The following is a 12204-nucleotide window of genomic DNA, read 5'->3' on the forward strand; positions in this document are numbered from 1 at the left end:
CATGAACATCGACTGGGCAGCTCTCGGCCAGGTCTTCGGCGTCAGCCTCGTGGCGACCGTCGCGCTCGTGGGCCTGTTCACCCTCGGCATCGTCGGCACCTCCCGCCGGACACGGACCCAGCCGGACGGCACCGCCACGGTGACCGCCCCCGGCTCCCTGGCCCGGACCGGCGCCTACGTCTGCTACGGCCTGTGCCTGGCCGCCGTGGCGTACGGCATCCACCTGATCGTCGCCTGACGGGCCGGGGCGAACGGCCCCGCCCGCAACCGGTCCGCCGGGCCGGACAGCGCACCCCGCGCCGTCCGGCCCGGCGGACCGTCGTTTGCGCCCCGGGCGGGCGCGATCGTCCGCTGTGGGGCGCGGCACACTCTCCCGTCGCAGGTCAAGCGCAAGTTGACGGGCCTTCGCGGCCCGTGGTGGACTGCCGGGGCCCAACGGCGGCAGGAGAGGAAGCCGGTGCAAGTCCGGCGCGGTCCCGCCACTGTCACCGGGGAGCGCACCCCCACCCGAGATGTCACGGCCCGCAGCGACGGGCTGGAAGGCCGGGGGACGCGCCGATCCGGAAGCCAGGAGACTCTCACCGCCGGTACGTCGAGCCAGGGCGCGGACCCTGAGTGAGGACGATCGCGATGCCCGGCTGTTCCCGTACGCCAAGAGCCGTTCCCGGATGTTCCCGCCGAGGCGCGACGGCCGGCTGATCCGATGCGTGCCCATCACGCCCGGAGGGGACGGATCGCACGGTGAGGGGACGACACGGACTCGCCGCCGCGGGCGCGGCCGGCCTCGGCACCGCCCTGGGCTTCGCCGCCGACCTGGTGCTCGGTGACCCGCGGCGCGGTCACCCCGTCGCCGCGTTCGGCCGGACCGCCGCGGCGCTCGAGCGCCGGCTCTGGCGCGACCACCGCGGAGCCGGGGCGCTGCACACCGCCCTGCTCGCCGGAGGCGCCACCGCGGCCTCCGCCGTACTCGCGCGCACGCTGCGCCGCTCCCCCGCCGCCACGGCCGGGCTGACCGCCGCCGCCACCTGGGCGGTGCTGGGCGGGACGTCGCTGGGCCGGGAGGCGCGCGCCGTGGGCGGCGCACTGGCCGCCGGGGACCTGGACGTCGCCCGCGAGCGGCTGCCGCATCTGTGCGGCCGGGATCCGCAGGCCCTGGACGGGCAGCAGATCGCCCGCGCCGTGGTCGAGTCGGTCGCCGAGAACACCTCGGACGCGGTCGTGGGAGCCCTGGTGTGGGGAGCCGTCGCCGGAGTTCCCGGCCTCGTCGGCTTCCGCGCGGTCAACACCCTCGACGCGATGGTGGGCCACCGGTCGCCGCGCCATCTGCGGTTCGGCTGGGCCGCGGCGCGGCTGGACGACGTCGCGGGCTACCCCGGTTCGCGGCTCACCGCCGCGCTGGCGGTGCTCGCCGGGCCGGATCCGCGGGGCGCCTGGCGGGTGCTGCGCCGGGACGCCCGGCAACACCCCAGCCCCAATGCCGGACCGGTCGAGTCCGCTTTCGCGGGGGCGCTCGGCGTCCGCCTGGGCGGCACCCTGGCCTACCGCGGCCGGGTCGAACACCGGCCGGTGCTCGGCGGGGAGAACCGTCCGGTGGCGGTGCCGGACATCGAACGCGCGGTCCGGCTGTCCCGGCGCGTCAACGTCCTGGCCCTCGCGCTCTGTGTCGCGGGCGGCCTGGTGCGGAGCCGCCCGCGGCGCCCGGCCGCCGGAAGGGGGAGCCGATGAACGGGCCGGACACGCACCACAGAGACACACACCACAGAGGCGGCGGGCTGCTCGTCGCCGGCACCACCTCCGACGCCGGGAAGAGCGTGGTCACCGCGGGGATCTGCCGGTGGCTCTCCCGCAAGGGGGTGTCTGTCGCGCCCTTCAAGGCGCAGAACATGTCGCTGAATTCGTTCGTCACCCGGGAGGGCGCGGAGATCGGCCGGGCGCAGGCCATGCAGGCCGCCGCCGCCCGCGTCGAGCCGAGCGCCCTGATGAACCCGGTGCTGCTCAAGCCCGGGAGCGACCGCAGCAGTCAGGTGGTGCTGCTGGGGAAGCCGGTCGGGGAGATGAGCGCCCGGGGCTACTTCGGGGACGCCTCGGGCGCGCCGGGGCGGCAGCGGCGGTACACCGACCGCGGACAGCTCCTGGAGACCGTGGTGGAGTGCCTCGAGGAGCTGCGGGGCACGTATGACGCGGTGATCTGTGAAGGGGCGGGCAGTCCGGCGGAGATCAACCTGCGGCGCACGGACATCGTGAACATGGGTCTGGCCCGGGCGGCCCGGCTGCCCGTGGTCGTGGTCGGGGACATCGACCGCGGCGGGGTGTTCGCCTCGTTCTTCGGTACGACGGCACTGCTGGCCCGGGAGGACCAGGCGCTGGTCTCCGGCTATCTGGTCAACAAGTTCCGCGGGGACGTCTCCCTGCTGGAGCCCGGTCTGGACATGCTGCACGGGCTCACCGGGCGGCGCACGCTCGGCGTCCTGCCGTACGCGCACGGGCTGGGCATCGACGAGGAGGACGGGCTGCGGGTGTCGCTGCGCGGCACGGTCCGCGAGTCGGTCGTCGCGCCGCCGCACGGACAGGACGTCCTGCGGGTCGCGGTCGCCGCGGTGCCGCTGATGTCGAACTTCACCGATGTGGACGCGCTGGCCGCCGAACCCGGCGTGGTGGTGCGCTTCGTGGACCGGCCGGAGGAGCTGGCCGACGCGGACCTGGTGGTCCTGCCGGGCACCCGGGGCACCGTGCGGGCCCTGGCGTGGCTGCGGGAGCGCGGCCTCGCCGACGCGGTGGCGCGGCGGGCCGCGGAGGGCCGTCCGGTGCTGGGCATCTGCGGCGGCTTCCAGATGCTGGGCGAACGCATCGAGGACGAGGTCGAGTCGCGGGCGGGGACGGTGGACGGGCTGGGACTGCTGCCCGTGCGCGTCCGGTTCGCGCCGGAGAAGACACTGGCCCGGCCGGCGGGCGAGGCGCTCGGCGAATGGGTCGAGGGCTACGAGATCCACCATGGCGTGGCCGAGGTCGGGCCGGCGGACGAGGAGTTCCTGGACGGCTGCCGCACCGGATCCGTCTGGGGGACGCACTGGCACGGCTCGCTGGAGAGCGACGGGTTCCGGCGGGCGTTCCTGAGCCGGGTCGCGCGGGCGGCCGGGCGGCGCTTCGTCCCGGCGCCGGACACCTGCTTCGCGGCGCTCCGCGAGGAGCAGCTGGACCGGCTCGGCGACCTGATCGAGGAGCACGCCGACACGGACGCACTGCTGCGGCTGATCGAGTCGGGGCCCCCGCCGGGGCTTCCCTTCGTCGCTCCGGGGGCGCCGTGACGGGCCGGCAGGGGATGACGGGCCGGCGGGAGAGATGCCGGGGAACGGCCGGACGACGGATCAGTGAACGGTGGACCGGGAGCCGGTCCATCAGGGGCCGGTGGACGACGGGCCGGACGACAGCGGCGGAACCGCGGGCCCATGAGCGGCTCCGCGCGACCTGCCCGCAGCTCGAGGGTGACCTGGAGGATGACGTATGACGACCACGACGGCTTCGGCCGCGGAACCGGACGCGGCGACCGGGGGCGGCGGCGCGGCCGGCGCCCCCGCGGTGCCCAGCTATCCGTTCACGGCGATCGTCGGCATGGACGACCTGCGGCTGGGGCTGCTGCTCAACGCGGTCTCCCCGGCGGTCGGCGGGGTGCTGGTGCGCGGTGAGAAGGGCACGGCGAAGTCGACCGCCGTGCGGGCGCTCGCCGCCCTGATGCCGGCGGTGGACGTGGTGCCGGGCTGCCGGTTCTCCTGCGATCCGGCGGCTCCCGACGGGTCCTGCCCGGACGGGCCGCACGGGCCGGCGGCGGGTGTCTCCCGGCCGGCCCGGATGGTCGAACTCCCGGTGGGTGCCTCGGAGGACCGGCTCGTCGGCGCCCTGGACATCGAACGGGCCCTGTCGGAGGGCCGGAAGGCCTTCGAGCCGGGCCTGCTGGCGGACGCGCACCGCGGGGTGCTGTACGTGGACGAGGTCAACCTCCTCCACGACCATCTGGTGGACCTGCTGCTGGACGCGGCGGCGATGGGCGCCTCGTACGTGGAGCGCGAGGGCGTCTCCGTGCGGCACGCGGCCCGGTTCCTGCTGGTCGGCACCATGAACCCGGAAGAGGGCGAGCTGCGGCCGCAGTTGCTCGACCGGTTCGGGCTGACCGTGGAGGTGGCGGCCTCGCGGGAGCCGGACCAGCGGGTGGAGGTCGTCCGTCGGCGGCTGGCGTACGACGAGGACCCGGCGGGCTTCGCGGAGCGCTGGGCGGCCGAGGAACAGCAGCTGCGGGAGCGGATCGCCGCCGCGCGGGCGCTGCTGCCGTCGGTGCGGCTCGGGGACGGCGCGCTGCGCCGGATCGCGGCGGTGTGCGCGGCGTTCGAGGTCGACGGGATGCGCGCGGACATCGTGACGGCGCGGACGGCCACCGCGCTCGCGGCGTGGGCCGGGCGTACGGACGTCCGTAAGGAGGACGTCCGGCAGGCCGCGCTGCTGGCGCTGCCGCACCGGCGGCGGCGCAACCCGTTCGACGCGCCGGGGCTGGACGAGGAGAAGCTGGACCGCACCCTGGACGAGTTCGGGGACGACGATCCCGATCCGGGCCCGGACGGCGGCGGGGGCGGCGAATCGCCCTCGGACGGGCCGGAGTCGAGCGGTCCGCAGGACGCGGAGCCGTCCGGGGAGCGGCCGGAGGACGAGGCGCCCGCTCCGACCGAGGCGGACGCGCCCGCTCCGTCGGCGTCACAGCAGGAGCCGGAGGGGCACCCGGAGCCGTCGTCGGAGGCTTCGCAGGCCGAGCCCGAGACGTCCGGGGAGGAGTCCGGGCCGGACGGCGCCCCGGGCGCGGGGGCCGCGGCTGAACAGCGCGCGGTCGGGGCGGCGGAGCCGTTCCGGACGAGGATGCTGAGCGTGCCCGGGCTGGGCGAGGGCGCGGCCGGGCGGCGCTCGCGGGCGCGTACGGCGCACGGGCGCACGACGGGTGCCGTACGGCCCCGGGGCGCACTCACCAAGCTGCATCTGGCGGCGACCGTGCAGGCGGCGGCCCCGCACCAGCATGCGCGCGGCCGTCGCGGGCCGGGGCTGGTGGTCCGCCGCGACGACCTGCGGCAGTCGGTGCGCGAGGGCCGCGAGGGCAATCTCGTGCTGTTCGTGGTGGACGCCTCCGGGTCGATGGCGGCGCGGCAGCGGATGGGCGCGGTCAAGGGCGCGGTGCTGTCGCTGCTGCTCGACGCCTACCAACGGCGCGACAAGGTGGGTCTGGTGACCTTCCGGGGCAAGGACGCCGAGCTGGCGCTGCCGCCGACCTCGTCGGTGGAGGCGGGCGCGGCCCGGCTGGAGTCCCTGCCGACCGGGGGGCGTACGCCGCTGGCCGCGGGGCTGCTGCGGGCCCGTGAGGTGCTGCGGGTGGAACGGCTGCGGGACCCCTCGCGGCGGCCGCTGCTGGTCGTGGTGACGGACGGCCGGGCCACCGGTCCCGGTGCGGGGCGCCGGAGCGGGTCCGGAGTCGGCGCCGGAGTCGGCGCCGGCGGCCGGGAGGAGCCGCTGGCGCTCGCTTCCCGGGCCGCGCGGCTGCTGGCCGCGGAGGGCACGGCGTCGGTGGTGGTGGACTGCGAGTCCGGGCCGGTGCGGCTGGGACTGGCGGGCGGGCTCGCCCGCGATCTGGGCGGCACCGCCGTGACGCTGGACGAACTGCGGGCGGAGAGCGTGGCGTCGCTGGTCCGCGATGTACAGGGAACGCCGGGATCGCCCGGACTGCCGAGGACAGGGAGGGCTGCGTAATGCCGCAGGGCAAGCCGAGTGTCGTACCCCAGGACGGGCTGACGACCCGCCAGCGCCGGAACCGGCCGCTGGTGATGGTGCACACGGGCGTCGGCAAGGGGAAGTCGACCGCCGCGTTCGGGATGGCGCTGCGGGCGTGGAACCAGAACTGGCCGGTCGGTGTATTCCAGTTCGTGAAGTCCGCGAAGTGGCGGGTCGGCGAGGAGCGGGCGCTGCGGGTGCTCGGTGACTCCGGCGAAGGGGGGACGGTCGCATGGCACAAGATGGGCGAGGGCTGGTCGTGGGTCCAGCGCGACATCGAGTCGAGCGAGGAGGCCGCGAAGGAGGGCTGGGAGCAGGTCAAGCGCGATCTGGCGGCGGAGGCATACCGGCTGTACGTGCTGGACGAGTTCGCGTACCCGATGCACTGGGGCTGGGTGGATCCCGACGAGGTGGTGTCGGTGCTGCGGGACCGCCCGGGCACCCAGCACGTCGTCATCACGGGGCGTAACGCACCGCAGCGGCTGGTCGACTTCGCCGACCTGGTCACCGACATGTCGAAGGTCAAGCACCCGATGGACGCGGGGCAGAAGGGCCAGAGGGGCATCGAGTGGTGATGTCCTCGGCCGGCTCGCCCGTCCCCCGGCTGGTCATAGCGGCGCCGGCCTCCGGCAGCGGCAAGACGACGGTGGCGACGGGCCTGATGGCCGCGTTCGCCGAGCGCGGCCTGACGGTGTCGCCGCACAAGGTCGGCCCGGACTACATCGATCCGGGCTACCACGCGCTGGCGACGGGCCGGCCGGGCCGCAACCTGGACGCGTATCTGTGCGGCCCGGAGCGGATCGCGCCGCTGTTCCTGCACGGCGCGGCAGGGGCCGATCTGGCCCTGGTCGAGGGAGTGATGGGGCTCTACGACGGCGCCGCCCTGCAGGGCGAGCTGGCGTCGACGGCGCATGTGGCCAAGCTGCTGAAGGCGCCGGTGGTGCTGGTGGTGGACGCCTCGTCCCAGTCCCGTTCGGTGGCGGCGCTGGTGCACGGCTTCGCCTCCTGGGACCCGGAGGTACGGGTCGGCGGGGTGATCCTGAACAAGGTCGGCTCGGACCGGCACGAGGAGCTGCTGCGGGAGGCACTGGGCGGTTCGGGTGTGCCGGTGCTGGGCGCCCTGCGGCGTACGGACGGCGTGGGCACCCCGTCCCGGCATCTGGGCCTGGTGCCGGTCGCCGAGCGGCGGGAGGACGCCGTGGAGGCCGTCGCGGCCATGGCGGCGCACATCCGCGCGGGGTGCGACCTGGAGGCGCTGCTCGCGCTGGCCCGCACCGCTCCCGCGCTGCCGGGCGTGGCCTGGGATCCCGCGGAAGCGCTCGCGGAGGACGGGCTGTGGTCCCCCGCGTGGACCGGCGGGGGCACCTCGCCGGAGCCGGGCGCGGAGACCGGCGGGGCGGGCGGCACGGATGCGGCCCCGGACTCCCTCCGCTCCCCCGCGCCGCCGCGTGCGGTGGGCGGCCCTGGGACCGGCAGGCCGGTGGTCGCCGTCGCGGGCGGCTCCGCGTTCACCTTCTCCTATGCGGAGCACACGGAGCTGCTCACGGCGGCCGGGGCGGAGGTGGTGACCTTCGATCCCCTGCGGGACGAAGAGCTCCCGGAGAACGCCTCGGGCCTGGTGATCGGTGGCGGCTTCCCGGAGATGTACGCGCCCGAGCTCTCGGCGAACGAGCCGCTGCGCAGGGCCGTGGCCCGGCTGGCGGCGTCGGGGGCGCCGGTGGCGGCGGAGTGCGCCGGCCTGCTGTATCTGTGCCGGTCGCTGGACGGCAGCCCGATGTGCGGGGTGCTGGACGCGGAGGCACGGATGTCGCAGCGGCTGACCCTCGGCTACCGGGAGGCGGTGGCGGTCTCGGACAACGTGCTGGCTCCCGCGGGAGCCCGGCTGCGCGGGCACGAGTTCCACCGCACGGTGCTGGAGCCGGGGGCCGGGCCGACGGCCGCATGGGGGCTGGTGCACCCGCAGCGCCGGCTGGAGGGATTCGTCCACGGCGGGGTGCACGCCTCGTACGTCCATGTGCACTGGGCCGCCGCGCCGGGGGTGGCCCGGCGGTTCGTCGAGCAGTGCGCGGATGCGCGCGTCCGGAACACCTCGGACGGCCGGACGGCGCCGGCGTCCGCCCCACCGGCCGGGATCCGTTGACCTCCGAGCACACCGGGACGGAGGCGGCCGGGGGACCCGGTGGGGGACGGGACGGCGGGACCGGACGAACCGGCAGGCCCGGCAGGCCCGGCGGGACCGGCAGGCCCGGCGGGACTCGTGCGGTGGCCGGCTCCGAGACCGGCGTCCCGCGCCGGCTCCCGTCCCTCGTCGTCGGGGTCGGGGCGCGCCGGGGCGCGCCGTGCGCCGAAGCCCTCGGGCTGATCCGGGACGTCCTCGCCACCGCCGGGCTCGCGGAGAGCGAGGTCGCCGAACTCGCGACCGTCCGCGCCAAGGCGGACGAGGCCGGGCTCCTCGGTGCCGCCGAACGGCTCGGCGTGCCGCTGCGGGCCTATCCGGCCGACGCGTTGGCCGCCGTGGAGGTGCCGCACCCGTCCGAAGCGTCCCGCGCCTCCGTCGGTGCGCCCGGGGTCGCCGAGGCAGCCGCGCTGCTGGCCGCCGGGCCGGGGGCCGAACTCGTCGTGCCCAAGCGGAAGTCAGTGCCCGAAGGCCGCCCGGCGATGGTCACCGCGGCCGTGGCCCGGCGCCGGGACGGCGGACACGACGCGGCGCCGGGAGCGGCTGCGGCAGGAGAGCCACCCGGAGCGGCGGTACCAGGGGTCCGGGCAGGAGCAGCGACGGCCGGAGCAACCGGGGAAACGCCGGTCGGAACGGACAGTTCGGTGGAGAGAAGGGCTGCCCTGCGCAGACAGCGCGGCACCGGAGTCATTAACTTAGGGGAGAAGAGCGGTCCGGCCGGCGTCGCGGCGGTTCCCCACCCGCTTCTCCTTGCCGGTCCGGCCCCGTCCGGACCGGTCGGCCCCACCCGCACGTCCAAGGAGTCACAGTGACGACCCCGCCCGCGCTGCTCATCGCCGGCCCCGGCACCCGCGACGAAGCGGGAGTTGCCGCCGTCCACGCCCTCGTCCAGGAGCTGGAACGGCGCGCACCCGGACTGCCGGTGGCGGGTGGACTCGTCGAACAGGCTCCACGGCCCGGCGCTCCCCCCACCGGTCCGGAGCGGCCCGCCTCACCGCAGAGCCCTTCTCCGCAAAGCCATTCACCGTGGAACCTTTCACCACGGAACCCCTCGCCGCGGAACCCCTCGCCGCAGAACCCCTCGCCGCAGAACCCGGCGTGCCAACCCGCGTTGCCGCTGGCGGACGCCGTGGCCGGGCTCGCCGAGCGGGGAGTGACCCGGTGCGCGGCCGTGCCCCTCACGCTCGTCGGCTCCGGGCGCGCCGCCGACGGCGTGACCGACGCGCTGGCCGACGAGACGCGGCGGCACCCCGGCATCGCCTACCGGTACGGCCGCGCGCTCGGCCCGCACCCCCTGCTGTTGCGGGCGCTGGACCGCCGGCTCGACGAGGCGCTGGGCGAGGCCGCCCGGTCGCCCTCCGACCGGGCGCGCACCACCGTGCTGCTGGTGGGCGCCGGTTCCACCGACCCGGCCGGCAACGCCGAGGTGCACCTGGCGGCCCGGCTGCTCTGGGAGGGCCGGGGCTTCGCCGGCGTGGAGACGGCCTTCGTCTCGCTCGCGGCGCCCGATGTGCCGTCCGGCCTCGACCGCTGCCTCCGGCTCGGCGCGCAACGGATCGTGGTCCTGCCGTACTTCCTCTTCGCCGGCGCACTCCCGGACCGGGCGTGGCAGCAGTCCGAGGGCTGGGCCTCGGCGCACCCCGAGGTGGAGGTGATCTCCGCCGATGTCATAGGACCGGCCGAGGAGTTGGCCGATCTGGTCCTGGAGCGGTACCGGGAGGCCGTCGGCGACGGCCCGGAGCAGCTCTGCGACTCCTGCGCCCGGCCGGCGGAGCCATGGGCCGGGGCCCCGGGGACCGTTCCGCGACAGCACGACCGGGCCGGCGCGCCCGCCGGCGAGGAACCCCGCGACCACCGCACGGGACGGTGACCGTGCCGACCTCTCCCGAGCCGGCGGAGTCCGCCGTCGATCTGCGCCACCACGGGGACGCGGAGGTGCGCGGCGGCGGCGCCGGTCTGACCGATCTCGCGGTGAACGTCCGGGCGGGCACGCCCCCGGCCTGGCTCAAGGAGCGGATCGCCGCGTCCCTGGACGACCTGGCCGCGTACCCGGACGGGCGGCCGGCCCGCGCCGCCGTGGCCCGGCGTCACGGGCTGGACGAGGACCGGGTGCTGCTGACGGCGGGCGCCGCCGAGGCGTTCGTGCTGCTGGCGCGGGCCTTCCCGGCGCGCCGCCCGGTGGTGGTGCACCCCCAGTTCACCGAGCCGGAGGCCGCGCTGCGGGACGCCGGGCACGAGGTCGAGCGGGTGCTGCTGGCGGCCGGGGCGGGGTTCGGGCTGGCCGCGGAGGCGGTTCCGGACGACGCCGACCTGGTCGTGGTGGGCAACCCGACCAACCCCACCTCCGTGCTGCACCCGGCCGACGCGCTCGCCCGGCTGGCGCGCCCCGGGCGGGTGCTCGTGGTCGACGAGGCCTTCATGGACGCCGTGCCCGGCGAGGGCGAGTCGCTCGCCGGGCGCACCGACCTGCCGGGGCTGGTGGTCCTGCGCAGCCTCACCAAGACCTGGGGCCTGGCGGGGCTGCGCATCGGGTACGTGCTCGCCGCGCCGGAGCTGATCGCCGCGCTGGAGCGCGCCCAGCCGCTCTGGCCGGTCTCCGGACCGGCCCTGGCGGCGGCGGTGGCGTGCAGTGAGCCGCAGGCCCTCGCCGAGGCCGCCCACGCGGCCCACCGCATCGCCTCGGACCGCGCCCATCTGCTGGGCCGGCTGGCCGAGGTCGACGGGGTGGAGGTGGGCGCGCCGCCCGCGGGACCGTTCGTGCTGGTCCGGCTGGCCGGAGCCGCCGCCGTGCGGGACCGGTTGCGGGACCAGGGGTTCGCGGTCCGCCGCGGTGACACCTTCCCGGGCCTGGGGCCGGACTGGCTGCGGATCGCGGTGCGCGACCGGCCGACGACGGACCGCTTCACGGAGGCCCTGGCGAAGGCCCTCGCGGACGGCTGACGAGGGAGGTCACCGGGGGGGCCGGCGCCGCCGGGGCGGATCCCGGCGACGTGGCGCCGCCCCGCCCTACGGGGTCGGTCGGCCCCGGCGGCGGGGTCAGGTCCAGCGGCAGCGGGTCAGCCCCGGCGGCGGCGCCGGGCGAGGACGAGCGCTCCGCCGCCCGCCACGACCAGCAGGGCGGCGCCCCCGGCCAGATACGGGGTGGTGGAGCTGCCACCGGTCTGCGCGAGGTTCCCGCCGGCCGGCCGGTCACCCGCGTCCGCCCGTTCCGTGCCGGACCCCGTCTGCGTGCTGAGCCGCGGGCCATCGGTGCTGCCCTGCGCGGGCTTCCCTCCACCGCCCGGCTTCCCGGCTCCCGGCTCGCCCCCGCCGGGCTTCTCCGCGCCGCCCGGCTGCCCGGCGCCCGGTTCCTCCTGCCCGGGCCGCTCCGCGCCCGGCTTCTCCGCCCCCGGCTTCTCGTGGTCCGGCCGCTCCCCGGGCCTCCCCGGCCCCTGGCTGCCCCCGGCGTGCGGGCTCCGGCAAGTGGCCTCGGCCAGCGTGACCCGGCCCTGGACCTTCGCGACGTTCAGCTTGAGCGGATCGACCGAGACCCGGAGCGCGAGCGCGGTGGCCGCCGCCGTCCGCGAGGTGGTGGCGGTCCGTGACAGATCGAGCCGCACCTCCCCCACCTGCGGCACCCGCACCCGGGTCGTGCCGCCGGAGCTGAGCGTGACCTTCCTGCCGAGCACCCGCACCGTGCCCAGCACGTTCGACACGGCCTCCGGCCGGTGACCGGCCATGCACACCGCCTTCGACGTGACCTGCTCGACCTCGATCAGCGACAGCAGCGGCAGACCGGGGACGTGGACCCGGGCCCGGACGAGGTTGGCGTAGCCCTTGGCCCGGCGGGCGTCGGCCGTGGCGCGAGCGGTGGCCGCGTCGGCGCGCAGCACGCTGACCGGGCGGCCGCGGCCGACGCCGTCCAGCCGCACCGCCAGCGCGGTCCGGTCGGCGTCCGCGGGGGCCTGCACCTCGTTCAGGGCCGCGTTCAGCGGGACGTGCACGGAATCGTTGAGCAGACGGACATCGAGGCCGGTGCGGAGCACGACGGCCCCGGCCTTCCCACCGCCGCCACCGGTGGCGTGGGCGGGCGCCGCGCCCAGGACGGCCGCGGGACCGGCGGCCAGGGCGGTGGCGGTCAGCATGGCGGCGGCGCGGCGCGCGGGCATGCCGAAGGCAGAGCTGTTCACGGTGGAAACCCCCAAGGAGACATGGGGCCGTCGGCGCCGCCCAGGGGACATCGGGGGCGC

10 protein-coding genes and 1 riboswitch are annotated in these 12204 nt (G+C 76.7%); of the genes, 9 read left to right on the forward strand and 1 reads right to left on the reverse strand.

Features of this window, described 5'->3' with window-relative positions:
- Position 1 precedes the first annotated feature (1 nt).
- From AC3EQ1_RS09305 to cobC, 9 genes are all read left to right on the forward strand, one after another.
- Complete coding sequence (locus tag AC3EQ1_RS09305) at positions 2 to 238, forward strand: hypothetical protein (RefSeq protein WP_432093832.1); 237 nt, start codon at positions 2 to 4, stop codon at positions 236 to 238.
- 210 nt (positions 239 to 448) lie between these two features.
- Positions 449 to 577, forward strand: a riboswitch (cobalamin riboswitch).
- A gap of 164 nt (positions 578 to 741) precedes the next feature.
- Positions 742 to 1725, forward strand: a complete 984-nt coding sequence (locus AC3EQ1_RS09310) for a cobalamin biosynthesis protein (RefSeq protein WP_432093833.1) — start codon at positions 742 to 744, stop codon at positions 1723 to 1725.
- On the forward strand, positions 1722 to 3305 hold the full coding sequence (locus AC3EQ1_RS09315) for a cobyric acid synthase (RefSeq protein WP_432093834.1): 1584 nt from the start codon (positions 1722 to 1724) through the stop codon (positions 3303 to 3305). The genes AC3EQ1_RS09310 and AC3EQ1_RS09315 overlap by 4 nt, the downstream gene beginning before the upstream one ends.
- A gap of 304 nt (positions 3306 to 3609) precedes the next feature.
- Positions 3610 to 5778, forward strand: a complete 2169-nt coding sequence (locus AC3EQ1_RS09320) for a putative cobaltochelatase (RefSeq protein ID WP_432093949.1) — start codon at positions 3610 to 3612, stop codon at positions 5776 to 5778.
- Positions 5778 to 6374, forward strand: coding sequence for a cob(I)yrinic acid a,c-diamide adenosyltransferase (gene cobO / locus AC3EQ1_RS09325; RefSeq protein ID WP_432093835.1), 597 nt, complete (start codon positions 5778 to 5780; stop codon positions 6372 to 6374). Before AC3EQ1_RS09320 ends, cobO begins: the two co-directional genes overlap by 1 nt.
- The gene (locus AC3EQ1_RS09330; RefSeq protein ID WP_432093950.1) at positions 6374 to 7939 is read left to right on the forward strand and encodes a cobyrinic acid a,c-diamide synthase CobB; all 1566 of its coding nucleotides are present in this window, start codon (positions 6374 to 6376) and stop codon (positions 7937 to 7939) included. Before cobO ends, AC3EQ1_RS09330 begins: the two co-directional genes overlap by 1 nt.
- 122 nt (positions 7940 to 8061) lie before the next feature.
- Positions 8062 to 8787: a cobalamin biosynthesis protein gene (locus tag AC3EQ1_RS09335; protein WP_432093836.1), complete on the forward strand. Its 726-nt coding sequence runs from the start codon at positions 8062 to 8064 to the stop codon at positions 8785 to 8787.
- Positions 8784 to 9845 carry a sirohydrochlorin chelatase gene (locus AC3EQ1_RS09340; RefSeq protein ID WP_432093837.1) on the forward strand — a complete coding sequence of 354 codons (1062 nt, stop codon included), beginning with the start codon at positions 8784 to 8786 and terminating at the stop codon, positions 9843 to 9845. Before AC3EQ1_RS09335 ends, AC3EQ1_RS09340 begins: the two co-directional genes overlap by 4 nt.
- A gap of 2 nt (positions 9846 to 9847) precedes the next feature.
- The gene (gene cobC, locus AC3EQ1_RS09345; RefSeq protein WP_432093838.1) at positions 9848 to 10915 is read left to right on the forward strand and encodes an Rv2231c family histidinol phosphate aminotransferase CobC; all 1068 of its coding nucleotides are present in this window, start codon (positions 9848 to 9850) and stop codon (positions 10913 to 10915) included.
- A 116-nt stretch (positions 10916 to 11031) separates the two neighbouring features.
- Here cobC and AC3EQ1_RS09350 read toward each other — a convergent pair whose 3' ends face one another.
- Entirely contained in the window at positions 11032 to 12123 is a 1092-nt protein-coding gene (locus tag AC3EQ1_RS09350) for an SCO1860 family LAETG-anchored protein (protein ID WP_432093951.1), read from the reverse strand.
- Positions 12124 to 12204: the final 81 nt, after the last annotated feature.

It is taken from the genome of Streptomyces sp. bgisy100, assembly GCF_057709105.1.

Bases quoted from the DNA above. Each gene is read 5' to 3' on its own strand.
- AC3EQ1_RS09305 (WP_432093832.1), top strand. From the start codon at position 2: ATGAACATCGACTGGGCAGCTCTCGGCCAGGTCTTCGGCGTCAGCCTC.
- AC3EQ1_RS09330 (WP_432093950.1), top strand. From the start codon at position 6,374: ATGTCCTCGGCCGGCTCGCCCGTCCCCCGGCTGGTCATAGCGGCGCCG.
- cobO (WP_432093835.1), top strand. From the start codon at position 5,778: ATGCCGCAGGGCAAGCCGAGTGTCGTACCCCAGGACGGGCTGACGACC.
- AC3EQ1_RS09315 (WP_432093834.1), top strand. From the start codon at position 1,722: ATGAACGGGCCGGACACGCACCACAGAGACACACACCACAGAGGCGGC.
- AC3EQ1_RS09320 (WP_432093949.1), top strand. From the start codon at position 3,610: ATGGACGACCTGCGGCTGGGGCTGCTGCTCAACGCGGTCTCCCCGGCG.
- AC3EQ1_RS09350 (WP_432093951.1), bottom strand. From the start codon at position 12,123: ATGCCCGCGCGCCGCGCCGCCGCCATGCTGACCGCCACCGCCCTGGCC.